The organism is Sphingomonas aracearum, from assembly GCF_003345355.1.
GTDB lineage: Bacteria > Pseudomonadota > Alphaproteobacteria > Sphingomonadales > Sphingomonadaceae > Sphingomonas > Sphingomonas aracearum.
The window spans coordinates 15,994-40,618 of the sequence record NZ_QQNB01000004.1 but is presented as its reverse complement, the minus strand read 5'-3'; the positions used below and the strand labels follow the sequence as shown (position 1 = coordinate 40,618).

At 66.9% G+C, this 24,625-nt stretch carries 21 protein-coding genes; 13 read left to right on the top strand and 8 right to left on the bottom strand.

Annotated features, from left to right (window positions below; translation table 11 throughout):
* Positions 1 to 4 precede the first annotated feature (4 nt).
* Positions 5 to 964: a potassium channel family protein gene (locus tag DVW87_RS15875; protein ID WP_239017957.1), complete on the bottom strand. Its 960-nt coding sequence runs from the start codon at positions 962 to 964 to the stop codon at positions 5 to 7.
* Between the two features lie 297 nt (positions 965 to 1,261).
* Between DVW87_RS15875 and nhaA the strand changes: the two genes are divergently transcribed.
* The 6 genes from nhaA to DVW87_RS15845 are packed head-to-tail and all read left to right on the top strand — an operon-like array spanning position 1,262 to position 8,534.
* Positions 1,262 to 2,443, top strand: a complete 1,182-nt coding sequence (gene nhaA, locus DVW87_RS15870; protein WP_114688817.1) for a Na+/H+ antiporter NhaA — start codon at positions 1,262 to 1,264, stop codon at positions 2,441 to 2,443.
* Positions 2,444 to 2,476: 33 nt separating this feature from the next.
* Complete coding sequence (locus tag DVW87_RS15865; protein WP_114688816.1) at positions 2,477 to 4,039, top strand: DUF389 domain-containing protein; 1,563 nt, start codon at positions 2,477 to 2,479, stop codon at positions 4,037 to 4,039.
* Entirely contained in the window at positions 4,036 to 5,307 is a 1,272-nt protein-coding gene (locus tag DVW87_RS15860; RefSeq protein WP_114688815.1) for a cation:proton antiporter, read from the top strand. Before DVW87_RS15865 ends, DVW87_RS15860 begins: the two co-directional genes overlap by 4 nt.
* Positions 5,304 to 6,710: a DUF2254 domain-containing protein gene (locus DVW87_RS15855; protein ID WP_114688814.1), complete on the top strand. Its 1,407-nt coding sequence runs from the start codon at positions 5,304 to 5,306 to the stop codon at positions 6,708 to 6,710. The genes DVW87_RS15860 and DVW87_RS15855 overlap by 4 nt, the downstream gene beginning before the upstream one ends.
* Positions 6,707 to 7,915, top strand: a complete 1,209-nt coding sequence (locus DVW87_RS15850; RefSeq protein WP_114688813.1) for a hypothetical protein — start codon at positions 6,707 to 6,709, stop codon at positions 7,913 to 7,915. Before DVW87_RS15855 ends, DVW87_RS15850 begins: the two co-directional genes overlap by 4 nt.
* 37 nt (positions 7,916 to 7,952) lie before the next feature.
* Positions 7,953 to 8,534 (top strand): DUF305 domain-containing protein, encoded by a 582-nt coding sequence (locus tag DVW87_RS15845; protein ID WP_239017956.1) that lies wholly within the window; start codon positions 7,953 to 7,955, stop codon positions 8,532 to 8,534.
* A 43-nt stretch (positions 8,535 to 8,577) separates the two neighbouring features.
* Here DVW87_RS15845 and DVW87_RS15840 read toward each other — a convergent pair whose 3' ends face one another.
* Entirely contained in the window at positions 8,578 to 9,294 is a 717-nt protein-coding gene (locus DVW87_RS15840) for a recombinase family protein (protein WP_476712795.1), read from the bottom strand.
* Positions 9,295 to 9,495: 201 nt separating this feature from the next.
* On the opposite strand from DVW87_RS15840, the gene DVW87_RS15835 reads away from it, so the two are divergent.
* Positions 9,496 to 9,750, top strand: coding sequence for an AbrB/MazE/SpoVT family DNA-binding domain-containing protein (locus DVW87_RS15835; protein ID WP_239017955.1), 255 nt, complete (start codon positions 9,496 to 9,498; stop codon positions 9,748 to 9,750).
* Entirely contained in the window at positions 9,743 to 10,141 is a 399-nt protein-coding gene (locus tag DVW87_RS15830; RefSeq protein ID WP_181814873.1) for a type II toxin-antitoxin system VapC family toxin, read from the top strand. Before DVW87_RS15835 ends, DVW87_RS15830 begins: the two co-directional genes overlap by 8 nt.
* A gap of 110 nt (positions 10,142 to 10,251) precedes the next feature.
* On the opposite strand, the gene DVW87_RS15825 is transcribed toward DVW87_RS15830, so the two are convergent.
* Positions 10,252 to 13,194 (bottom strand): TonB-dependent receptor, encoded by a 2,943-nt coding sequence (locus DVW87_RS15825; protein ID WP_114688810.1) that lies wholly within the window; start codon positions 13,192 to 13,194, stop codon positions 10,252 to 10,254.
* 195 nt (positions 13,195 to 13,389) lie between these two features.
* Here DVW87_RS15825 and DVW87_RS15820 point away from each other — a divergent pair, with 195 nt between their 5' ends.
* The 3 genes from DVW87_RS15820 (at position 13,390) to DVW87_RS15810 (ending at position 16,508) form a co-directional block, all read left to right on the top strand.
* Positions 13,390 to 13,908, top strand: coding sequence for an RNA polymerase sigma factor (locus DVW87_RS15820; protein WP_114688809.1), 519 nt, complete (start codon positions 13,390 to 13,392; stop codon positions 13,906 to 13,908).
* Complete coding sequence (locus DVW87_RS15815; protein WP_114688808.1) at positions 13,905 to 14,873, top strand: FecR family protein; 969 nt, start codon at positions 13,905 to 13,907, stop codon at positions 14,871 to 14,873. The genes DVW87_RS15820 and DVW87_RS15815 overlap by 4 nt, the downstream gene beginning before the upstream one ends.
* 69 nt (positions 14,874 to 14,942) lie before the next feature.
* Positions 14,943 to 16,508, top strand: a complete 1,566-nt coding sequence (locus tag DVW87_RS15810; RefSeq protein WP_181814872.1) for an alkaline phosphatase D family protein — start codon at positions 14,943 to 14,945, stop codon at positions 16,506 to 16,508.
* On the opposite strand, the gene DVW87_RS15805 is transcribed toward DVW87_RS15810, so the two are convergent.
* The 5 genes from DVW87_RS15805 to DVW87_RS15785 form a co-directional block, all read right to left on the bottom strand.
* Positions 16,480 to 16,953 carry a hypothetical protein gene (locus DVW87_RS15805; protein WP_147276290.1) on the bottom strand — a complete coding sequence of 158 codons (474 nt, stop codon included), beginning with the start codon at positions 16,951 to 16,953 and terminating at the stop codon, positions 16,480 to 16,482. The genes DVW87_RS15810 and DVW87_RS15805 overlap by 29 nt on opposite strands.
* Before the next feature lie 62 nt (positions 16,954 to 17,015).
* Entirely contained in the window at positions 17,016 to 17,852 is an 837-nt protein-coding gene (locus tag DVW87_RS15800) for an NPP1 family protein (protein WP_114688805.1), read from the bottom strand.
* Positions 17,853 to 17,950: 98 nt separating this feature from the next.
* On the bottom strand, positions 17,951 to 20,938 hold the full coding sequence (locus tag DVW87_RS15795) for a TonB-dependent receptor (protein ID WP_114688804.1): 2,988 nt from the start codon (positions 20,936 to 20,938) through the stop codon (positions 17,951 to 17,953).
* A gap of 210 nt (positions 20,939 to 21,148) precedes the next feature.
* A complete protein-coding gene (locus DVW87_RS15790) occupies positions 21,149 to 22,012 on the bottom strand; it encodes a FecR family protein (protein WP_114688803.1) in 864 nt (287 codons plus the stop codon).
* A complete protein-coding gene (locus DVW87_RS15785) occupies positions 22,009 to 22,578 on the bottom strand; it encodes an RNA polymerase sigma factor (protein WP_181814871.1) in 570 nt (189 codons plus the stop codon). The genes DVW87_RS15790 and DVW87_RS15785 overlap by 4 nt, the downstream gene beginning before the upstream one ends.
* A 109-nt stretch (positions 22,579 to 22,687) precedes the next feature.
* On the opposite strand from DVW87_RS15785, the gene DVW87_RS15780 reads away from it, so the two are divergent.
* Together DVW87_RS15780 and DVW87_RS15775 are read left to right on the top strand one after the other, a co-directional pair.
* The gene (locus tag DVW87_RS15780; RefSeq protein WP_114688801.1) at positions 22,688 to 23,758 is read left to right on the top strand and encodes a phosphatidylinositol-specific phospholipase C1-like protein; all 1,071 of its coding nucleotides are present in this window, start codon (positions 22,688 to 22,690) and stop codon (positions 23,756 to 23,758) included.
* Positions 23,758 to 24,474 (top strand): acid phosphatase, encoded by a 717-nt coding sequence (locus DVW87_RS15775; protein ID WP_114688800.1) that lies wholly within the window; start codon positions 23,758 to 23,760, stop codon positions 24,472 to 24,474. The genes DVW87_RS15780 and DVW87_RS15775 overlap by 1 nt, the downstream gene beginning before the upstream one ends.
* The last annotated feature ends 151 nt before the right edge of the window (positions 24,475 to 24,625 follow it).

The window sequence follows — 24,625 nt, the reverse complement described above, 5'->3', positions numbered from 1 at the left end:
GCGATCAGGCTCCGTCCTGCGGCAGGACCTCGATGACGGTGTCGCCCTCATGAACGATCGCGTCTTCCTCCCAGAAGCCGATCGCACGTCCGTCGCGATAAAGCCGGAGCCCCTGTCCGGGTCGCAGCTCCCGCAGATGAAGGCCGATATCCTGCGCTGCTGCAGCTCGTTCGCGCAGGGCGATACGGCCATGCGAGGTGACCAGATCGGAGACATAGTCTGCGATGTGCGCGCCGCGGCTTGCTCCGGCGAGCAGCTGCCCGCCGAAGCTCACGGGATTGACGATCACCGTCGCACCCGCATCGCTGGCCAGCACCTCGTTCTCCGTCGCCTGGATCGCCACGGCAACTGGCACGTGCGCCGCGAGCCGCCGCGCGGTAAGCGCAATGAGCACGGCGGTATCGTCGCGCCCGGGCGTGACGATCAGCGACCGTGCCCGCTCGATCCCCGCGGCCGCCAGGACGGCGTTGTGCGTGGCATCGCCGTGCACGGTCGCCAGCTCCTGGTCCACGGCCTCCTCGAGAGCGCTCTCCGACTGATCGACCACCACGATCTCACCAGGTGGACAACCGCGGCGCACCAGCTCGTCCGCGGCCTCCCGCCCGGTCGCGCCGAAGCCGCAGATGATCGTGTGATCGTGTAATCGCCGTTGGATGGCCGCCATGCGCCAACGCTCCCAGGTGTTGCGGAGAAGAAAACTATAGGCCGAGCCCAGAAAAATCAGCCAGACGAACACGCGTACCGGCGTCACCACGAATGTGTCGAACATCCGCGCCCGGTCGGTCACTGGCACGATGTCGCCGTAACCGACCGTCGTAACTGTGATCATGGTGAAGTAGACGACGTCCAGGAACGACACCACGCCATCCGTGTTGTCGCGCAGCCCCTCCCGATCGAACCAGTGTCCTGCCAGAGCGATGCCTACCAGCACCAGCGCGGCCGCAACCCGTGCGAGCAGGGTCACCGACGGTGAAAGAACGCTGCGGCGGTAGAAACGCGGCGTCGTGCGCGCACCTGGCTTTGCTGATCTCATTGCGAAGGCAGTAGATCATCGTTGGTCGCTTGTCGCTTGGGGGCAGTAGCCTGCCGTGACTTGCCCGCGCCAACCTCGCGTGGGATAGAGGCACAGGGTGTCCGGACGTTTGATCGGGCAGGTTGAAGCGCTGGTCGGGCCGCCAGCGCGTGTTGCTGCGCCCGAGGCCCATTCTTGTCAGATCTTCCCGCGCCTGCTGCGCCGGCCGTTGCCGTCGCCAAGAAAATCGTGGACACGGTGGTTCGTCCGCGATCTGCAATGCGCGCCTTCCTGCGCAGCGGTGCGTCGGGCGGAATCGTCCTGATCGTCGCGGCGCTCGCCGCAATGGCGATCGCCAACAGCCCGCTTGCCCCCACCTACTTCGCGGTGTTGGCGCAGCATGTCGGCCCGCTGTCGATCCTGCACTGGATCAACGATGGGCTCATGACGCTGTTCTTTCTGCTCGTCGGGCTCGAGATCAAGCGCGAGCTGGTCGACGGTCATCTGGCTTCCTGGTCTGACCGGGCGCTGCCGGCGGTCGCGGCGTTGAGCGGCATGATTGTTCCGGCTTTGGTCTACCTCGCCGTAGCCGCATCAACCCCGGGCCTCGCGCGCGGCTGGGCGATCCCGTCGGCAACCGACATTGCCTTCGCGCTTGGGGTGATGGCACTGCTCGGCAACAGGGCGCCGCCATCGCTCAAGCTCTTTCTGACCACCGTGGCCATTGTCGACGATATGGGAGCAGTCGCTGTTATCGCCGTCGCCTATACAAGTGCGGTGAGCGGCCCTGCCCTCCTCGCTGCGGCGCTGATCCTAGGTCTCATGTTCGTCTTTAACCGCTTCGGCGTTGTGCGGCTCTGGCCCTACCTGATGCTCGGCCTGCTGCTCTGGTTTGCGATCTGGTCATCGGGCATTCACGCCACGATCGCAGGCGTACTGACCGCCAGCCTGATCCCGATCCGCCGCTCGCCTGGCGCACCGGATGCGCGGGACTCTCCGCTTCACCGGCTTGAACATGCGCTGCAACCTTGGGTCGCCTACCTCATCGTTCCCGTCTTCGGCTTTGCCAATGCCGGCTTAACGCTCGTCGGCATCGGGCTTGCCACCTTGCTGTCACCCCTGCCACTCGGCGTTGCCGCCGGCCTGTTCGTCGGCAAGCAGGTCGGCGTGCTTGGCGCCGTCTGGGGAGCGGCGCGCCTTGGATTCGCCCGGCCGCCAGGCGGCGCGTCGTGGCCCCAGGTTTATGGTACGGCCCTGCTGTGCGGCATTGGCTTCACCATGAGCCTCTTCATCGCCGGGCTCGCATTTGCCAATGCTGACCTGGTGGACGAGGTGAAGGTCGGGATTATCACCGGCTCATTGCTGTCCGCCTGTGCAGGCTACGGCGTCCTTCGCCTTTGTGGATCCAGGTCACGGCAAGTCGAAGCGTGACCGCGTGCCTCATCTTGCCCATAAGACCGCACCATGGCTGAAGCACTCGGAAGCACCTCGGATCTGACCACGCGGTTGGCACAGCTTACGCTGTATCGCTGGTGGCGGCGTTCGATTGTTGGCCGCGTCGATCACGAAGCTGTGGTGGCCCGCATCGTGGAGGATAGCGGCTGGTCCGCGCGCTTCGCCTTCATGACCATGATGTCGGCAGGCATCGCGGTGCTTGGGCTGCTGCTTTCCTCCCCCGCCGTTGTGATCGGCGCGATGTTAATTTCGCCGCTGATGAGCCCGATCCTGGGTTTCGGCTTCAGCCTGGCGCTGTTCGATTTCGCAGAGCTGCGCCGCTCGCTGAAGGCGCTGGCGATCGGCGCGGGTGCGGCGGTCGCCTTCACGGCGCTTATCGTGCTGTTCTCCCCCTTGCAGGCGCCCACGGCGGAGATCGTCGCGCGTACGCGTCCCAACCTCTTTGACCTGGTGGTCGCACTGTTCGCCGCGCTGGCCGGCACCTTCGCAATCATCCGCGGGCGGGGCGAGACGATCGTGGGCGTCGCGATCGCGACCGCGCTGATGCCGCCGCTCGCGGTCGTCGGCTATGGCCTTGCCACCCGCAACGTTCCGGTAGGCGCCGGGGCGCTGGCCCTGTTCATCACCAACTTCATCACCATCGCGCTTTCGGCTACGGCGATGGCGCGCTTCTACGGCTTCGGGCACCATCTCTCCCGACGTCAGAGCTGGGCGCAGACGCTAGTCCTGATCCTCGTGTTCGTGGCGATGGCGGTGCCGCTCGGCATCTCGCTCAACCGCATCGGCCGCGAAGCCCTTGCCGTGTCGCAGACACGCGCGCTGCTAAACGAACGCTTCGGGGAGAAGGCGCGCGTCACCCAGCTCGACCTCGACTTCGCGGCCGCCCCGCTGCTCGTCCGCGCCGTGGTTATCACGCCGCGCGGCTCCATGCAGAAGACGCCCGCGCTCCAGGCGGCGCTGCAGGAGAAGCTCGGACGGCCGATCCGGCTCAATCTCGATCAGATCCTGCTCGAGGCGGGCGCAGGTGCCCTGGAAGCGCAGCGCGAAGAGTTGCGGCAGGCCGGGGATATGGCCGGTCAGGAGGCGCAGCGCATGACCGCGCTGAGCAAGATGATCGCTCTTGTAACAGGCGTTTCGGCCGATGACGTGACGATCGACCGCGATCACCGGCGTGCGACAGCAGCTGCCGCCGTCCTGCCCGGAGCCACCGTCGCTACCTATCGCACGCTTGAGGCCCGCGCCGCAGCCGAGACGGAGGGCTGGTCGGTCGTGATCGTACCGCCCCAGACCCCTCTGCCGGAGATCGCATTCGCCGATAATGTCGATACGCTCGACGCCGCTGCGCAAAGCGCTGTGCTGACGTCTGCCTGGGCTGCCCGCCGCTGGAACATGCCGGCGCTCGGCGTGCCCGGCCTTCCGCCCGGAACGCCGCCCGACCGGCCCAATCTGTCGCAGCGCCGTGCGCTGGCGATCGCCGCCGTGCTGAAGGCGAACGGCCTGGCCGCGATTGCGGCGCCCTCTGCCGGGCAGCGCTTCGCGCTGCTGACCGGTGTCTCGGTGCCCGCACCATGATTGGCGGTCTTGCGCTCACGCCGTTTGATGCTGCGGCGATCCTGATCGTGCTGGCGGCGGCGCTCGGCTATCTCAACTACCGTTTCCTCAAGCTGCCCTCCTCCATCGGCCTCACCATCATGGGCGCGATCGCATCGCTGATCGTCGTCGGGCTGGACGGCCTCTTTCCGGGTGCCGGGCTCGGCCACGACATCGTCGGCTTCATCGCGGGCATCGATTTCCATACAACGCTGATGGAGGGCATGTTGTCGTTCCTGCTCTTCGCCGGCGCGCTGCACGTCGATTGGCAGGAGATGGCCCGCGGTCGCTGGCCCATCTTGGTCCTCAGCACCATCGGGGTGGCACTCTCGACGGTGCTGGTCGGCAGCGGTTTCCTGTTTCTCTCGCGCCTGGTCGGCTTCGAACTGCCCGCAATCTGGTGCTTCGTTTTCGGCGCGCTCATCAGCCCGACCGATCCGGTTTCGGTCATGGGCGTCCTCAAGCGCGCCAACGTCTCGCCTGCGCTGGAAGCGACGGTCGCCGGCGAGAGCCTGTTCAACGATGGCGTGGGGGTGGTGATCTTCACCATTCTGCTGTCCTCCGCCATGTCCGGCGAACCCTTCTCGATCGCGCATGCGGCCGAGCTGTTCGCGGTTGAAGCCGGGGGCGGCGTCGCGCTTGGGCTCGCGATCGGATGGATCGCGTTTCGCGCGATGCGCTCGATCGACGAGTACAAGGTCGAGGTGCTGATCAGCCTCGCCGTGGTGATGGGCGGATATGCAGTCGCCCGCCCGCTCCATGCCAGCGGACCGGTGGCTATGGCCGTGGCGGGTCTCATCATCGGTAATGCTGGCGTCGCGCATGCAATGAGTGAGACCACCCGTGATTATCTCCACAAATTTTGGGACCTGATCGACGATATCTTGAATACCGTGCTGTTCCTGCTGATCGGGCTGGAGGTGGTCACAATCCCGGGCGACCTGCGCCTGCTCGTGCTCGGCTTGGCCGCCATTCCGCTGGCGCTTGCCTGCCGCGCGCTGTCGGTCGTGCTCCCCTTGCGCGCGATCCGGCCGACGCATCGTTACGGGCTTATTGCACCGGTGACGCTGATCTGGGGCGGCCTGCGCGGCGGAATCTCGATCGCACTCGCGCTCGGCCTGCCGGATGGGCCGGCGCGCAGCGTCATCCTCGCCGCCACCTATGTGGTGGTGCTGTTCTCAGTGATTGGTCAGGGCGGCACTATCAAGCGCGTGCTGGAGCACCTGACCGCGCGAGAGGCGCGGACGTGAGAGCCCGGCTCACCCGCTTCGCCAACACGCTGAGCGAGAGCTACTGGTTCGTTCCCACGATCATGGCGCTAGCGGCGCTGCTACTCGCCGCGGCGATGATCTGGCTCGACAGCCACCACGCGACAGGCTGGATGGACCGCCTGCCTTGGCTCTATGCGGCCCGGCCGGATGGAGCTCGCAGCCTCTTGTCTTCGATCGGCGGGTCGATGATCGGGGTGGCGGGCACGACCTTCTCCGTAACCATCGCGGCCGTGGTCTATGCCTCCGGCCAGTACGGACCGCGCCTGCTCAGCAACTTCATGTCCGATCGTGGCAATCAGGTTACGCTCGGCACCTTCATTGCGACGTTCCTCTACTCGCTCGTCGTGGTGCGCACGATCCGCTCCCCAGGCGAGACACCTGGAGAGCCGGGCTTCGTGCCCCAGCTCGCGGTGCTGGTCGGCGTGCTGCTGGTGCTCTGCTCCATCGCGGTGTTGATCTACTTCATCCATCACGTGCCCAGCCGCATCCATATCAACAGCGTGATCGAGCGGATCGGCGACCGGCTGCTGGCGGAGATCGACAGCCGCTTCCCGATCTGCCTCGGCGAGCCGCTCGACGACGATGCGGACGACGATCGCGTCATCTTGGCTTTCTGCGCCGACGCAACCGCTGCCGACGCTGCCAAGCGGGCCGGCGTGCGCGCAGAGAAGACGGGCTATGTCCAGCTGATCGACGCCGGCGCGATCATGGAGGTGGCGGGCGACCGCGGGACCATCCTCCGCCTGCAATATCAGGCGGGCGATTTCGTGCACCGCGGCAGCGTGCTTCTGGAGGCTTCTCCGCCCGAGGCGCTAGATGACGATGCGGAAGCGAAGCTGCGCGACGCCTTCGCCGTCGGCGCGCGCCGCACCGCCTTGCAGGACTTGCGGTTTCTCATCGACGAGCTGGTCGAGATTGCAGCGCGTGCGCTGTCGCCCGGGGTCAACGATCCGTTCACCGCCAATTCGTGCCTCGACTGGCTGGGCGCCGCGCTGGCCGATCTCGCGCGGCGCGACTTGCCCTCGCGGCTGCGCGCGGACGAGGACGGCACGCTGCGGGTGATCGCGCACCCGGTCTCCTTTGCAGGCTTCGTCGACCGTGCCTTCGGCGCGCTCGCGCAATATGCCAGTGCCGATGCGCTGGCGGGCAAGCGCTTCATCGCGGCGCTGGGCGACGTCGCGCTCGGTTGCGACGCGCCGGCCAGGCTCGGCGTGCTGCGCGGTCAGACACGCGCGTTCCGCGATCTCGCCGATCGCGCGCTGGTGGGCGCCAGCCGCGATGCCGTGCTGGCGCGGGCCGATGTACTGCTGCGCGCGCTGGCCGAACCGGATCACAAGCGCAGGCTGCGCGATGGGCAGGCCTGGATGGGGGGAAGTGCATGATCGTCGCCATCGCGCTCGTCGTGGCGCTCGCCGTCACCTTGGCGCTCACCTTTGGACGGTTCGCGCGCAGCGACAGCTGGCGGGCGACGGTGACGCCGCTCGCCTCGATCATTGGTTCCGGCTTCCTTATCTGCGGCCCGCTGCTCGCGCGCGAATTTGGGAGCGCGGCGATCCTCGCCATGGCCGCGCTGCTGGCCATCGCTTATGCGGCCGGCTGGGTAATCCGCTTCAACATCCTCCATGTCGAGGATCACCTTGCCAGCGCCCACTTCCACGACCGGATCGCTTGGACGGCCCGCATCACCCAAGGGGTGCTCGCCCTCGCTTATGCCGTGTCCGTCGCCTATTATCTGAAGCTGCTCGCCGAGTTCTCGCTCAAGCCGATCGCGATCGAGCCCGCTTGGCAACCATGGGCGGCAAACGTGATCGTCACCGTCATCATCGGGCTGATGACGCTGCTGGCGCTGGGTGGCAGCCTGCGCCGGGTCGAGCATCTCGCCCACGGCACCGTGTCGGTGAAAATCGGGATCATCGCCGGTTTGCTGGTGGCGCTAGCGATCGCCTGGGCGCGCCGCGGCATTGTCGATCCCCTGCCCCCGGTGCGCATGTCCTTTGCCAGCATCCCCATGCTGCTCGGCCTCATCATCACCGTGCAGGGCTTCGAGACCTCGCGCTATCTCGGCCATGATTATCCGGCCGGCCTCCGGATCCGCACCATGCGGCATGCTCAGTGGATCGCCTCGGCAATCTACCTCGCCTTCATCGCCCTGCTCACCCCCTTCCTGTCACGCGCCGCGGCGACCGAAGGGGTGGCGGGCATCCTCGACATCATGGAGCTGATTGCGCCGGCCCTCGGCATCTTCGTGCTCGCCGGCGCGGTGTCCAGCCAGCTGAGCGCGGCCGTGGCGGATTCGATCGGCTCGGGCGGGCTCGTCAACGAGGTGTCGCGGCGCCGGATCAGCGTGCCGCTGGCCTTCACGGTGGCGGGGGCGCTGGCGGTGCTGGTGGTCTGGCTGACTGACCCGTTCGAAGTCGTGGCCCTGTCATCCCGCGCCTTTGCCCTGTTTTATGGGCTCCAGTGCGCGTTGGCGGTGATGGTGTCGCTGCGGCACCGCAGCGCCACCAGGGCGCAGCGCGTCGGCTTCGTGCTGATCGGGCTGATCTGCCTGGTCGCGGTGTTCGTCGGGGCGCCGGCGGAAGGGTAGAGCGTTGAAGTGCAATCGTCTGGCAGGGAGAGGAACCATGGACGACAAGCAGATGCGCGGCATGAGCTATTGGCGGTTCGCCGCGATGATCGCGACCTCCACCGTTGTGATGTTCGGCCTCATGTACCTCAACACCTATGCGATCAGCCACGTCGAATTCAGCCAGACACGGACGTGGATGGCCGTCGTTATGGGCGCGGTCATGGCCGTAATCATGATCGGCTTCATGTGGGGCATGTATCCGAACCGACGCGCCAACATCGGGATCGTCGCCGGCGCTGCGCTCGTTTTCGCAGGGGCGCTGTGGCTGGTACGTAGTCAGGAGACGGTTGGAGACGTCGCATACATGAAGGCGATGATCCCACATCATTCCATCGCAATCATGACCAGCGAGCGCGCTCACATCCGCGACCCCCAAGTACGACGGCTTGCCGATGGCATCATCGACGCCCAGGTCCGCGAGATCGCCGAAATGAAGCGCATGATCGCGAGGCTGGAAGCGCAGCCCGTGCCCGGCGATGCACCGGACCTTCCTTCCTACCGCGATCTCGGGGCAGCCCCGCCGCCTCCCGAAACAGATGCCGACGCCGGTATAAACACGCTGGCGCCGATCCGTTAGGATCGTCACGTCGATCGCGCGAATCCCATGATCGGGGGGCTGCTTACGGGTCAGCGGGGGGCTGGCCGGCCGCGATCGCCTTTGCGCGGTGCATCGCCGTCACGCGCTTGACTTGCGCAACGCTGCACCCCGCCAGCTCCGCTGTCCTGGCGATGCTCATGCCTGCTTCGCGCATGCTGATGATCCGACGGTGATGAGCTAGGTCGGGCTTGCGCCCGGTATACCGCCCTGCCCGCTTAGCGATCTCGATGCCCTCGCGCTGGCGCTCTCGTCGGGTCTCGTAATCGTCGCGCGCGGTCTGAAGCGCTACGCGCAGCAGCATTTCCTGCACGGCTTCCAAAACGATTCGGGCGACGCCGGCGCTGTCGGCGACCAGATCGGTAAGGTCGACGATGCCCGGCACCGCGAGGCGCGCGCCCTTTGCCCGGATCGTCGCCACCAGCAGCTCCGCCTCGGCGAGCGGGAGACGGCTGATCCGGTCGATCTTTTCGGCGACCACCACTTCCCCGGGCTGGAGATCGGCAATCATTCGAAGCAGCTCCGGCCGGTCGGGCCGCGCGCCGGAAGCTTTTTCGCGGTACACTGCCGCCACGTAATAGCCCGCTGATCGGGCACCTGCGACGATCGCCTCCTGTCGGGTAAGATCCTGCTCTTCGGTGCTGACGCGAAGGTACACGCGCGCGGCGCGGATCGGGACGGGTGTGCTGTCGTTCGTCATGGCCAATCTACATATACCCGTAAGCGCCACCTCTGCCGGCACCGGCTCCGATAAGCAAGGACCGGGTCTGTCGCGCCTAGCTAAGCAGGCCGGCTCTGCGTAGCCGTTTTCGACCGAGATGAACGGGTTTGGTGCAGGCGTGCTCGCCGTTGCTTGCTTTGATCGAACATGATCATCTAGCGATGGCAGCTCTGCATCTATTCTGGTACGTAGGTGACTGATTAGGTCACACGAGCAGGACTGGTGCAGGTGGAAGCGCAGCGGGTTAAGATTGTGGACGGTGGCAAACTGGTCATCCCGGCATCGATGAGGCGTCAGCTCGGGATTGGCACAGGTGACACCGTTCTAGTCGACGTCGACAACGGGGAGCTTCGGGTACGGTCGGTGACGCGGGCCATCGAGCGTGCCCGCGCCATCCTGCGCAAGCACATACCCGAAGGGACAGGCTTGGCCGATGAACTGATTGCCGACCGGCGCCGCGAGGCCGAGCGTGAGTAGCAAGGTCGTCCTTGACGCATCCGCGCTGCTCTGCCTGCTCAACGACGAGGCCGGTGCCGACAAGGTGATCGGCGTCCTGACGCGGTCCGTGCTGGGCACGACCAACCTCGCAGAGGTCGTATCCAAGCTGCGCGAGCGCGGCCTGTCGTTGGAGGAAGTTCGAGAGGCGCTGGGCGGCCTACACCTGGACGTTCGGCCGTTGTCGCCTTCTCAGGCCATGACCATCGGCGACCTGAGGTCGGCGACCAAGCCGCTGGGCCTGTCGATGGGTGATCGAGCCTGTCTGGCGCTCGCCTTGGACTTAGGCGCTGAGCTGTTCACGACGGACGCGGACCTCGCGAGCGCTGACGTGGGCGTTATTATCACCGACATACGCCGATCGTCAGAATGACCCATAGTCGGCCATTCAGGGGTCCTCGGCCGTGTCCCAAAACCAGACGCTCGTTCACTTCGCCTGACAATAAGGCGTCGGCTCGTTTCCATGCCGACGCCCTCATCACCTCAGAAGCGCATCGTCGCGCCGAACAGGATCGTCCGCCCGCTCACCGTATTCGTCATCATCCGCCGGGCATCGCGATCGGCATATTGCACGATCCGCTGGTCGCTGATGTTCAGCGCCTCCAGCGTGAACTTCAGCTGCTCGGTGAGGTTGAAATAGGCCGAGGCGTCGTAATTGGTCTGCGGCGCGAAGAATTCGCCGATATTGCCGTTACCCCCGCTGCCGCCACGATAGCGGCTGCGCGTCGCGACCGAGCCGCGGATGCCGAAGCGATCGGTGTCGAAATACAGCGTCGCATTGGTCGATAGTTTCGACAGCGCCGTCAGCGGCAAGGTGATCGGCACGCCCGAATAGCTCACGTCGGTGCTGCCGTCCGCCAGCGTCAGGTTACCCAACGCGCCGAGATGGCTCAGGAACCCCGGCAGGAAGTCGAAATCGCGCTTGCCCGCGATCTCGATCCCCTTGATGTTCGCCCCCTCGCCGTTCACCGGGCGGGTGTAATTATAGACGATCGACGGATCCTGTCCCGGCAGCAGCAGCGAGGTGGGGAAGCCCGTGGTGTTGTAGGGCACCGGGGTCGTCTCGGTGGTGATGAACGACTTCATCTTCTTGTAGAACACGCCGATGGCCAGCGAGCCGCGCTTGCCGTCATAATATTCGAGCGAGGCATCCAGCGAATCCGCGATGAACGGCGCGAGGTTCGGATTGCCCGCGCTGATCGTGCCGCCGAAATTCGCAACCGAGATCGAAGCGGCAGCGCGCATGTCGTTCAGCGCCGGGCGGCTCAGATTGCGGTTGGCATTGATGCGAAACACCAAGGAGCGGGTGAGATCGAACGCGACGTTCGCCGCGGGCAGAAACCCGTCATAATCGCTGCTGATGCTCACCGGTGACAGCGTCGCGCCGACCAGCGCATTGCCCTCGGAAAGCAGGTTCGTGCGATAGTAGCGCAGGCCCGCATTGGCGCGCACGCCCACGGTGCCGATGTTCGTGTTCAGATCATATTGCACGAAGCCGGTCCAGCTCCGCTCGCGCAGCCGAAAGTCGCTGCCGGTGGTGATGTTGGCGGCGGTGAGCGTATTGTCGAGCCCCAGCACCTGATACGCGCCGTCTATGTCGGCCAGCACATAGGGCGTGAAGCTGCTGTACGCCGTCAGCCGGGTCGGCACGTCGGGCGCGGTGGCGCGGTTGAAGTTGAACGTCTTGCGGCGCTCCCACGCCGAGTTGGTGAACTGCTTGAACGCCGCACCCGCCTTCAGCGTCGATCCGCCGCCGAACGCCCAGGCCAGTTCGCCCTTGGCATTGTAGAATTCGCTCGCGATCCGGTTCGCCTGGCTCTGCGCCTGCATCGGATCCCAATAGGAGGCGTCGCTCACGTCGAAACCATAGGTGTTGCGCGGCTCGTCGGTATCGAGGTTGGAAAAGGTGTAGCTCTGCCCCGTCGCCTCCATGAACGCCTGATCGTAGCTGGAGTTGAACACCGACTTCGACCAGCCCGCCAGCGCCGTGGCGCTCAGGCGATCGGTGATTTCGGTGCGGGCGTTCAGCGCCACCTGCCAGAAATCGGTCTGGTCGCCGGTGTCGCGTGCCTCGGAGCGCATATCGACACCCGAAAACGATGCTGACGTGATGCTGTTGAACCGGTCGATCGTCACAGCGGTCAGTCGCTGCGTACCGCGAATGTCGTTCGACGAGACGTTGTTGGTCCCCGCCGCGCCTAGCGCATTGGTCTCGCGCTGGTTGCGCAGCCGCCCGTAGAGCACGTCCAGCGTCACGTCGGTGCGATCACCGGGATGATATTGGAACGCCGAGGAAATGCCCAGCCGCTCGCGCTGGTTATACCAGGTGGCATAGGTCTGCGCGCGGCTGTTCCATACGCGATTGGCACCCGTGGCGCCGACCAGCGTCGCGCGCACGTCCGCGGGAATATTCGGCCCGACATTGACCGCGCCGAAATTGATCTGCGACCAGTTCCAGTTGCGATAGCCCCATTCGATCGTATCGGCCTTGGAATAGGCCACCGAGACCAGCGCGCCGACATCGCCCCAGCGCCCCGAAGCGAGGCCCACCAGCCGCGGCGTCAGCTTCTTGGTATATTGGTTCACCTGCCCCTTGGCGGAGACCACCAACGTGTTCTTCGTATAATCGAACGGCTTGGCCGCGCGCAGCCCCACCGTGCCGCCGATGCCGCCCTCGTCCTGCTCAGCCGCATAGGACTTCTCCACCGTCACGCGGTTGAACAGCTCCGAGGCGAAGATGCTGTAGTCGAACGAGCGGTTGCGGCTCACCGTGCCGCGGCTGTCCAGCCCCGAGGAGGTGTTGGTCAGCACCTCCATGCCGTTTAGCTGAGTGCGGGTGAAATCGGGGCCGAGCCCGCGCAGCGAAATCTGCCGCCCCTCGCCGCTGTCGCGCGTGATCGCGACGCCGGGGATGCGCTGGAGCGATTCCGCCAGATTCTGGTCGGGAAAGGCGGCGATGTCCTGCGCGAGGATCACGTCGGTCGTGCCGACCGCGGCGCGCTTCAATTGCTCGGCCCGCGCGAGGCTCTCGCGATAGCCGGTGACGACGATATCGTCCGCACCCGACGCTTCGGCCAGTTCCGGCGCGGCGGTCGGCGCGTCGGTGGCGCTCAGGCGGCGGTCGATCGTCACCGTATCGCCCACGATCCGCGCGCTGACGACGCCCCCGGCGGTCATCCGCTGCAACGCCTCGGCGGCGCTCATCCGGCCGTGCAGCGCACCACTGCGAAGCCCGTCGACCACCGTTGGCGAGGTCGCCACCTGCAGCCCGGTGATGCGCGAGAAGATGACGAGCGCATCGCCCATCGGCTGCGCGGGCAGATCGAAATCATATTGCCGCTGAACCTGCGCGGCGGCCGGCAGGGATACGGCCGAGACCGCAGCGGAACAGAGCAGCAGGGACGCGAAGCGACGTGCGGCGAACATTGGTGACCCCCGGAAATTATGCTGGTTTCGGGGAGCAGACGGCCGGGGAAGCAATAACCCGACACGATTTTGTTGTTACAGATTCGTGAACCTTCCGCCCTCCGATTTTCGCGCAATTCCGCCGATTTTCGTCCTCAATCTGTAACGAACAGCCCCTAGCTGGCGCGCCATTCCGTACCGGATTCGCCCGTAACCATGTCGCTGCTCCAGTTCGACGATCGCGCCGACGCGCCGCCCGAGGAGGATTGGGCGGCGCTCGGCACGGCGCTCGGCCGCTATGCGCGCGCGCGCACCAACCGCGCCGATCTGGTCGAGGACGTGGTGCAGGAAACTTTGTCGCGGCTCGTCCAGCAATGTCGGGATCGGCGGCCCGTCAGCGTCTATGCTCTGGGCTTTCGCATTGCCGCCAATCTGCTGGTCGATCATCATCGCCGCGATCGGCGCTATGCGGGCGAGCCCGAGGAACAGCAGCCGAGCGACTCGCCCTTGCCCGATCGGGTGGTGGCGGGTCGGCAGGAACTTGTCGTCTTGCAGGCGGCGCTGGCGGCGATGCCGCCGCTGCGGCGCGAGGTGGTCGTGCGGCGGCGGCTGCACGGCCAGAGCTGCGCGGCGATAGCGAATGATCTGGAGTTGAGCCTGAAAGCGGTCGAAAAACATATCACGCGGGGCCTCGCAGACCTCCATCGCGCCCTCGCCACGGGGGACGAGGCATGACGCGCGACCGCCACGCGGCCGACGATGCCGCGACCTGGGTCCACCGGCTCGACCAGCCCGCGATGGACACGGCTGCCGGCGCGGCGTTCGACCGCTGGATGGACGCCGACGCGCGCCACCGCGACGATTTCGCCGACATGCAGGCGCTATGGCATTCCGACGCGCTGGCCGAGGCGTTGCGCGCGCACGCCGTCGCCACCCCGCCGCGCACCGTCGCCGCGCCGCTGGTGCGCCGCTTCCGCCCGGCGCGCTATGCGATGGCCGCCTGCGCCGCGCTCGTCGCGATCGGGCTGGCGACGCCCGCGCTGCTCACCACCACCTATCGCGCCGGGCATGGCGCGGGCCGCTCCGTGACGCTGGCGGACGGCTCGCGCGTCGACCTGAGCGGCGACGCCGAACTGCGCGTCCGCCTGCTGCCATGGCGGCGTGATGCGACGCTGGCACAAGGCGAGGCCTTTTTCGACATCCACCACGAGGCCGATCGCCCCTTCACCGTCCACAGCGGCAGCACCGACGTGCGCGTGCTCGGCACCGCCTTCAACGTCGACCGGCAGGCCGACGATCGCATCACCGTGCAGGTCTATCGCGGCGCGGTGTCGCTCGACTCCGCGCATGGCGAGCAGGTCGTGCTGCGCATGGGCCAGGGCGCACGCGTCGTCGCCGATCGCCTCGCCGCCAAGCCCGCCGCCTTCGACCTCACCCAGCATCGCGCGCCGGACTGGCGCTCGGGCTGGTTCGAGGCATCCGACGTGCCGATGGGCGTGCTGGTGGACAAGGTGCGGCGCTACGCCGACCAGCCGATCCGCTTCGCCGACCCCGCGCTGGCCGACCGCCGCGTGAGCGGCCGCTTCCGCATCTCCGACCCCGACCGCGTACTCGGCGCGATCCGCGCGGCTTATGGCGCGGAGGTGCGCCGCAACGGCGAGGAAATCGTGATCACGTCCAACGAGGCGGCGCACGACTGAGACGAGCCGATTGTCTGGTTACCGCCGCCTCGCCCGTCTTCCCTTCGCCGGCTGATGCGGAGGGTGAAGATGGGTAACGTGAAATTCGATCGCCGCGGGCTGCTCCGCGCCGGGATCGGCCTGTCGCTCGCGGGCGCGCTCGAACCCGCCCGCCTGCTCGCCGCACCGCGCTTCGCGCATTATCCCTTCACCCTAGGCGTCGCCGCCGGCGACCCAGCCCCCGACGGCTTCGTCCTGTGGACCCGCCTCCTGCCCGAACCCGGCACCCCCGATGGCGGGATGCCCGCGGCGGACGTGGCCGTACGTTGGGAAATCGCCGAAGACCCCAAGTTCCGCACCATCGCCCGCCACGGCAGTGCGATCGCCGACGCCAGCCTCGCCCATTCGGTCCATGTCGAGGTGACCGGCCTGCGCCCGCACCGCCCGTACTGGTATCGCTTCATCGTCCCCGGCGCGGACCCGAGCCCGGTCGGCACCGCGCGCACCGCGCCGGCCCCCGGCACCACCCCCGATCGCGTCCGCATCGCCTCGGCCGGCTGCCAGAATTACGAGGCTGGCTATTTCACCGCCTTCGCCCATCTCGCGCGCGAATCCGATCTCGACGCCATCTTCCACTATGGCGACTATATCTACGAACAGCCCAGCAAAGGCCGCGCCACCCCGCGCCGCCACCCCGCGACCGAGCCCTATACGCTCGCCGACTACCGCCAGCGCTACGAACTGTACAAAGCTGACCCCGACCTTCAGGCGGCGCACGCCGCCGCCGCCTTCATCATGTCGTTCGACGATCACGAGATCGACGACAATTGGGCCGGCGCGTTCGACAAGGACGGCAGCCCGCCCGAGGTCTTCGCCCGTCGCAAAGCCGCCGCGCTCCAGGCCTGGTATGAGCACGTCCCCGTCCGCCGCGCGCAGCGCCCCGGCAAAGGCGCGATGTACCGCCGGCTCGATTACGGCACCCTGCTGCGCATGCATGTCCTCGACACCCGCTCCCACCGCAGCGACCAGCTATGCGAGGCTCCCGGCATGACCCGCGCCGAGCTCGACGCCTGCATCCCCATCGACCAGCCCGGCCGCACGATGCTCGGCACGGCGCAGGAAGCATGGTTCGACCACGGCCTCGCCAGCGACACGCGCTGGAATTTCATCGCCCAGCAGGTGCTGATGATGCCCTATGACGCGCGCAAGGACGGCACCACCACGCCGATCATCGGCAAGGACAATTGGGGCGGCTACTCCCTCGCCCGCCAGCGGCTGGTCGACAGCATCCGCGCGCGCAAGCTAACCAACGTGGTCGTCGGCAGCGGCGACATCCACCAGCATATCGTCGGTTCCGTCACTACAGACCTCGCCGATCCCACCAGCCCCGCGATCGCCAGCGAATTCCTCGCCACCTCGATCTCCTCCAACGGCACCGGCGGCCCTCGCTACCCCGGCGAACTGGAGACGCTGGACCACAATCCCAACGTGCAACTGCTCAACAACCAGCGCGGCTACCAGCTTTACACGGTCACGCCGGGCCACTGGCACGCCGAGGTGAAGGTGATCGATCAGGTGGACCGTCCGGACGGCAATGTCGCGACGCTAGCCCGCTTCGTAGTGGACCCTAAGCGGCCGGGGCCGCAGGCGGCGTAACGCGCGGGATTTCCGCACGCAGGCGGAAAGTGTTGCTATCGATCTCGTCGAGCTTCACCGGTCCCTCCGTGCGATAGCCATGCGCCGCAAGGATCGCGGCGAGGCCGCCGAGCAGCATTTCCTGCCGCTTGTCGAGATAGGCCTGATCGGTCGGCGGCAGGATCAGGCCGGTGAGAGCGCAACGCATGGCGTCGCAGGACAGCACGGGGTCGCGGAGCAGCGGATAGGTGGCGCGGATTTCAGCGAGCGCGGCGTCGCGCGGCGATGCGGTCGGACTGGGGGCAGGGGAGGGGGGAGCGCGATGCGGCGCGGCAGGGGCGGCGGCGACGACCGCGATCCCGGTCTCCGGTGTGTCGGCTGCATCGCCGGCTTGCGTGAACCAGCCGATTGCCCCAACCAGCGCCAGTGCGACGAAGCCCAGTGCGAACGGGCGCAGTGCGGGCATGCGATCCTCCATCGAACATAACCCGCCCCGCGCCACCCTGAGGCAACGCGGGGCGGCGTCATTCAGCAGATCGTCGAGCCGACCGGGCAGCCCGGCGAGTTCACGCCGCTGTCGAGGTTCGGATTGAACCCCGGCGCGACATTGCTCTGGTTGGCCTTGGCCAGCGTGTTGGCGAAGCGCGCGTCCTTCACCTCGAAGTTCGCGCCGCCGAAATTGCCGTTCACGATCGCATTGCGCACGGCGAGCGAGGGATAGCCGTTCCAGCTCACCAGCGGCTGGACCAGCCACTTGCCGGTGCCGTTCTCGGGCGGCTCGTCCCCGCCGTTGGTCTTGGCGAAGCGGAACAGGTGCGAGAAGCCCCAGGTCTCGTAGTGGAACACCACCTTCACATGCTTGCCGGTGCCATCCTCAAGGAAGCGCAGCTGGCCGCCGCTCGTCTTGCGCGTATCCCAGTCGCCATGGTCGCCGCGCGACACGCCGACGATCTGGCTGTCGATGCCCGCTGCCGTCGTCCAGACGATGATCGTCTCCCAGTCGAACGCGTGCGAGAAATCGGACTGCCAGAAATAGCTGTACACCCGCGCACAATAGCCGTTGTTGCAGCGGCTGCGCGAATAGACGTTGCTCTTCGTGCGATAGCTGCCGGTGCGGCAGGTGGCCGGCGGGTTCGTCATATAGGTGGAGGCGGCCGGGCTGGTCGCGCCCGACGCATTCACCGCCGGCACGTTGAAGCATACGTCGGTGTCGAAATCGATCGCCGGCTGGAACTTCTTGTCGATCGCGGTGGCCAGTTCGGGCAGCGGCGCCACCGGGGCAGGCCAGCCCTGCGCCATGGCCGGTGCGGCCGGCGCGATCAGCGCGGCAGCGGCGGCGACGCGCCATGAAAGCTTGATAGTCATACCATCACCCGTGATGTGTCGAAATGTACGCAGCACTCTCCCGGCCCCGCGCCGGTCGGTGGCGCGGGGGTGGGGTTGGTTCGACCGCCCGGAGGCGATCAGAAGCTGGTGGTGACGCCGAAGGTGAAGATCCGGCCGCTGTTGGTGTTCACCAGCGTCCGGTCGGCGACGATGTCGGTGAACTGCTCGATCGACTGGTTGGTGATGTTGATCCCCTCCACCACGAAGCGCAGGTTCGGCGTCGGGCTGTAGCGGATCTGGAAGTCGACATTGTTGGTCGCGCGGATGCCGGTGCCGATATTGGCGTTGCCGCCCGCGCCGGTCAGATACTTGTCGCGATAGGCGGTCGAGATGCGCGCACCGAACTTTACCGTCTCGAAGTACAGCGTCGCATTAGCCGCCCATTTCGACAGGTCGAACAGCGGAATACGCTCGCTCACGCCGTTGTAGATCGCATTCTGGTCGCCATCGATCCAAGTGCCGTTGGCGTTCACGCCGAAGTGGTTGAACGGCTCGGGCAGGAAGGTGAAGTCGTGCTGCACCGCCAGCTCGACGCCGCGGATGCTCGCGCCGTCGCCGTTGATCGGGCGGGTGTAGTTGTAGGGCGTGGTGCCGTCCTGACCCGGCAGCAGCAGCGACACGGGGAAGCCGGTGGCGCTATACGGCACCTGCGACGTCTCCGAGGTGATGTTGCTCTCGATATCCTTCCAGAAGAACCCGGCCGAGACGAAGCCGTGGCGGCTCGGGTAATATTCCAGCCCCGCCTCGGCCATCGTCGCGCGATACGGCTGGAGATAGGGGTTGCCAACCGAGACAGTGCCGCCGAACGGCGCGACCGTCAGCGTGCCCGCGGCAGCGAGCTGCGGCAGGCCCGGCCGGTTGACGTTGCGGCTGGCCGACACGCGCGCGACCAGATCCGGGCGCAGGTCCAGCGCCACGTTCAGCGCGGGCAGCCAGTCGCTGCTGGTCGTCTCGACGGTCACCGGCTCCAGCGTGGTCACGCCGTTGGTGGCGGTGGCGAGCGACCCGCTGGAGGTGAGCGCGGTGTGGTAATAGCGCACGCCCGCATTGCCGCGCAGCTTCATCGAGCCGACGTATGTGTCGAGATCGAATTGCGCGAAGCCGGCCCAGGTCTTCTCGACGATACGGAAGTCGCTGCCCGCGGTCAGGTTCGCGCGCGTGAGGTTCCGGTTGTTGCCGAGCAACTGGTAGATCGCATCGACATCGCCGCCGATATACGGGATCAGGCTGTCGCGGTTGATCACGTACTTCATCGAATCCGGCACCGATCGGTCGCTGGTCGCGGCGGTGCCGTAGAAGATGTTGGTCAGATACTGATAGCCGCTGTTGGTGAAGCGCTTGAACTCGCCGCTCAGCTCCAGCTTCAGGATCGGCGTGAGGTCGTAGATCGCGGTCAGCTGCCCGTTGGTGTAATCGGACTTGATCGCATTCTCCTGCGTCACCAGCCGCTGCACGTTCCAGGCGGCGGGGTTGGTCAGGTCGAACGCATAGCTGTTGACCGGCATCGTCGGCCGCATGTCGTAACTGAAGCCGGTATTGCGCGCCTGCATGAAGATCTTGTCAAACGTCGGCTGCACGAAATTCGACTTCTGATAGCCGGCCAGCGCGGTGATCTTCAGCCGGTCGGTCGGCGTCCAGGTGGCGTTCGCGATCGCCTGATAGAAATCGTTGCTGTTGACGACGGTGTGATGCTCGGTGCGCTGGTCGACGCCGGTGTAGCTCGCCGCGACGAGCGAATTGCCCTCGATCGTCGCCGAGCGGATCACCTGCGTACCGCTGACATTGCCGGTCAGCGCGTTATAGCCGCCGGTCGCGATCGCCCAGTCGTCGCGATTGTCGGCAAGCCGCCCGTAGAGCAGGTCCACGTCCAGCTTGAAGTTATCGCCGGGGTGATATTGCAGCGCCGCGGTGACGCCGATGCGCTCGCGATCGGTGTACCAGGTCGAGGGCGATTGCGCCTGCGGGGCGAAAATGGTGCCGCCGCGCAGCAGCGCGCGGGTGTTCGCGTCGATCTCCGGCCCGATATTGTTCGCGCCATAGGTGACCTTGCCCCAGTTCCAGTTGCGATAGCCGAACTCGTTGTTGCGGATCTTCGAGTACGCAACCGACAGCAACGCCCCGAAGTCGCCCTGCCGCTGCGACACGAGCGCGACGATGCGCGGCGTCACGCCGGTGGTGTTGGTGTTATGCTGCGCCTTGGCCGAGACGACGAACTTCGCACCCGCATAGTCGAACGGCTTGGCGGTGAAGAGGCCGACGGTGCCGGCGATCCCGCCCTCGTCCTGATTGGCGGCATAGCTCTTCTGCACCGTCACGCGGTTGAACAGTTCGGAGGCGAACAGGCTGAAATCGAACCCGCGCGTGCGGCTGACGTTGCCGCGATTGTCCATGCCCGAGGCGGTGTTGCCGAGCACTTCCATGCCGTTGAGCTGCGTGCGGGTGAAATCCGCGCCGAGGCCGCGCAATGCGATCTGGCGACCCTCGCCGGTGTCGCGCGTGATCGCCACGCCCGGAACGCGCTGGAGCGCTTCGGCGAGGTTCAGATCGGGAAAGGCGGCGATGTCGGAGGCGAGGATGTTGTCCTCAGTGCCGACCGCGCGGCGCTTCAGATCCTGCGCGGCGAGGAGGCTCTCGCGAAACCCGGTGACGACGATATCGTCGCCGCCGTCCTCCGTGATCGGAGCGGCGGCCATCTGCGCGGGCACCGGCTCAGGGGCGGGTGCGGCTTCGGCAACGCGCTTCGCCGCGCGGACGGCGTCGGCGCGCAACACGAGCACGCCGTTGCTCTCCACCGAGCGCAGCCCGGTCGCGCGCAGCAGGATCGCGAGCGCCTGATCCGCCGAATGGCGACCGCTGACGCCCTGCGTCTTGCGCCCCGCGACCAATGCCGGCGCGGCGACGACCTGCTTGCCGGTGACGCTCGAATAGCGCGACAGCGCGCCCGCGAGATCGCCCGCAGGGATCGCGAAGGAGAGGTCGCTGGCCGGCCGTGCCTGCGCCGCAGCCGGCGCGGCGAGCGCCACCAATGCGAGGGTGAGTGCCGATGCCCCGTGAAAACGCTTCATGTCGAATGTTCCCCATTCTGGCGCTCCCGGTGCGCCACCGTGCGGAAGACGGGCGGGGCTGGGCGATCCGGACAAAGTTTTTTTGATTTCTGTTCCCCGGCGAAGGCCGGGGCCCAATTGGGGGACGCTCATTGGAGAACGCTGCGCTCCGTTACTGCAACCTTCCCAACTGGGCCCCGGCCTTCGCCGGGGAAGTAAGGGTGGGGAACATCACCCAGCCGGCTCCAGCGTCAGCCGATCCCCCGCATCCCGCACCCTGAACCCGAACCCCTCGCCCATCGCGCCCAGCAACTGTCGCGGATTATCCGTCCGGAAGCGCCCGAACACCCGCGTGGACGCCAGCGGCTCCCGCGGCGTCGCGATCCGCACATTCCCCTGCCGGTCGAGCATCTCCGCAAGGTCATCGAGCCGCATCCCGGCGGTATCGATCCACCCCTGCCGCCAGTCGGGCAGCTCGGGATCGAACCGCACCGGCGCGGCGGCCACACCGCCCGCAATATTGCTGCGATACCCCGCGCGCACCACGACGCCCTTGGGCTTGCGCGCGGGATCGACCGGATCGAACCCCACCGCCCCGCGATACACCGCCAGCGCCACCTGCCGCCGCGTCAGATCGAGGTCGAACGCCGTGCCCAGCACGCGCGTCTCGCTCGCCCCGGCGCGCACGGTGAACGGCCGCGACGGATCATGCGCCACATCGAAATACGCCTGCCCCGCGAGCAATTGCGCGCTCCGCTGGTTCCCCGCGTACCGCACGCGCACTTTCGTCGCCCCGCTCAGCTTCACCGTCGAGCCATCCGCCAGCCGCAGCGTCCCCATCTCGCCCGCCCGCGTCGCGAGCGTCCGCTCCCACACCGCAGGCGCAATCGGCGCAGGCTTCAGCCAGTCCGCCCCCACGAACGCCAGTGCGAGCGCGCCAGTCGCGGAAGCCGCCATCGTCACCGCGGTGCGCCTGCGCCGCCGCATCGCGCGAATCTGCTCGTCGGACAGCCGCCCGTAGCGCGAGGCTGCCGCCTGCAACGCATCGGTTAGCGCAGCCGGCTCGACCGGCTCGGCAACGGCGGCGCGGTTCATGCCCCGTCCGCCATCGTGAATCCGCGCTTCGCCAGCGCATTTCGCAGATCGGCAAACGCCCGCACGACATGCTTCTCCACCGCCGCGAGGCTCATGTCGGTCGCCCCCGCGATCTCGGCGGTGGTCAGCCCGTCCAACCGCTTGCGCAGGAAGATTTCGCGGCGCAGCGGCGGCATCCGGTCGAGCGCTTCCACCATCACCTCCACCGCGCGGCGATAGGCCAGCACGCGGTCCGCCAGCGGCATCGGGCACACCATCGCCTCGTCCAGCTCGACATGGGCGCGGTGCCGCGCGGCGCGATGGTGATCGAGCAGCAGGTTGCGCGCGATCGCGAAGCACATCGCCTTCACGTCGTTGACGCGCGAGGCCGCCTGATAGCCGAGCAGCCGCAGGAACGTCTCCTGCACCAGATCGTCACCATCGGCATGCCAGCCGCCGAGCCGCCCGTGGACGAACCCGCGCAACGCCTGCGTCAGCGCGGCATCGGGAAAGTCGAGCGCCATCGCCGATTCGCCAGCGCGAACGCCGCCGATCTCGCTACGATAGCCCGCCTCGCTGCCCAACACTGCCCCCGCACTCCGTGTTGAGGGGCGACCTATGGGCGGTTCGTGAAGCCTGCGTGACAGCGGGCCACTGTCACGCCTCCGCAACGTTTCCCCGCCACCAGCCGCGCGCATGTCGCATCTCAAAACCACGCTCGCGCTCGCGCTGAGCCTCGCCGCTACCTCCGCCGCGATCGCCGCCCCCGACGACACGCTGCGCCTCAACGACATCGCGGTGATCGGCACGCACAACAGCTACAAATTGCCGATGCCCGCCGAGACGATGGCGAAGGTCCGCGCCGCCGCGCCGCAGATGGCCGACGCGCTCGACTACGGCCACCGCCCGCTGGTGGAGCAGCTCGACGCGGGCGCGCGTCAGCTGGAAATCGACGTGAATTACGATCCCAAGGGCGGGCATTACGCCGCCGGCTCCACCGATCCGCGGCTGGCGAAACCCGGCTTCAAGGTGCTGCACATTCCCGGCATCGACAATTCGTCGAGCTGCGTCCTGCTCACCGAATGCCTGACGATCATCCGCGACTGGTCCGCGAAACACCCGCGCCACGTGCCGATCCTGCTGATGTTCAACGCCAAGGACGGCATGAACGCGAAAGACGGCGGCATCGACGCATTGCCGTTCAATGAGGCAGCCTATGATGCGCTCGACGCCGAAATCCGCAGCATCCTCGGCCCGAAGAAGCTGGTGACGCCCGACGACGTGCAGGGCCGCTACCCCACATTGCGCGAGGCGGTGCTGGCGAACAACTGGCCGACGCTGAAGGCATCGCGCGGCAAATTCCTCTTCGCGCTCGACGAGCCGCCCGCCAAGGTCGCGGTCTATCGCGGCAAGCGCAAGTCGCTCGAAGGCCGGGTGTTCTTCATCAACACCGACGAGAATTCTCCCGCCGCCGCCTATCTCACGCTCAACGATCCCGTAAAACAGGCCGACCGCATCCGCGCCGCGGTGAAGGCGAACTATCTCGTCCGCACCCGCGCCGACGCCAACACCGTCGAGGCCCGCGCCAACAACACTACCCCGCGCGACGCCGCGCTCTCGGGCGGCGCGCAGTACGTGTCGACCGACTACCTCTGGCCCGATCCACGGTTCGAAGGCGGCTATGTCGTAACCAAGCCCGAGGGCCTCACCGCCCGCTGCAACCCCGTCCGCCACCCGCAGCCCTGCGGCGATCTGGAGTCCAAGTAATGCGTATCGCCCTCCTCGCCCTCCCCCTCGCGCTGATCGCCGCCGACAAGGCCCCGACGCCGTACCTTGCGGGCGCGAAGGTGCCCGATCTCACGAAGATCCTGCCGCCCCCGCCCAAGGACGGCGACGCGCGCAACCAGGACGACCGCACCACCTTCACAACCACCCGCGCCCTCGCCAGCACCCCGCGCTGGAAGATGGCGACCAGCGACGTCACCGACGATCGCTACACCGTGTACGCCTGCGCGATGGGCATGACGCTCGACGCGAAGAAGGCACCCGCGCTCGCCCGCATCTTCGCCCGGCTCGGCGGCGATAATATGGTCGGCCACGCCAAATCCACCTTCGCCGTCCGCCGCCCGTACCTCAACCAGCCCGGCGACATCTGCGAGGCGAAGACCGATCACCTCGCCGGCAATGGCGATTACCCCTCCGGCCACACCAGCAACGGCTGGCTGACCGCGCTGATCCTCGCCGAACTCCTCCCCGACCGCGCCACCGAGATCCTTCGCCGCGGCCGCGAATATGGCGAGAGCCGCTACATCTGCGGTTCGCACAGCCGCAGTGCGGTGGAGGCCGGCTATATGTCCGGCGCGGTAATCGTCAGCCAGCTCCACGCCAAGGCCGACTTCCGCGCGGACATGGATGCCGCGCGCGCCGAACTGGCGCGGCTGGCGAAAGGAACAATCAATCGGCTGGCCTGCCCGACGAATTAAGGGCGGCAACAATGGGCCAGCATCGTCTGTCTGGTCGCGACTGGTCAGACCTGAACGCGGCTGAACAGACGGCGGCATCGTCTGAATTTCGCTCCAAGCCGGCCATTCCGCTTTCCACCCCACCTTGCCATTGAGCCGAGCTCCTACCTAC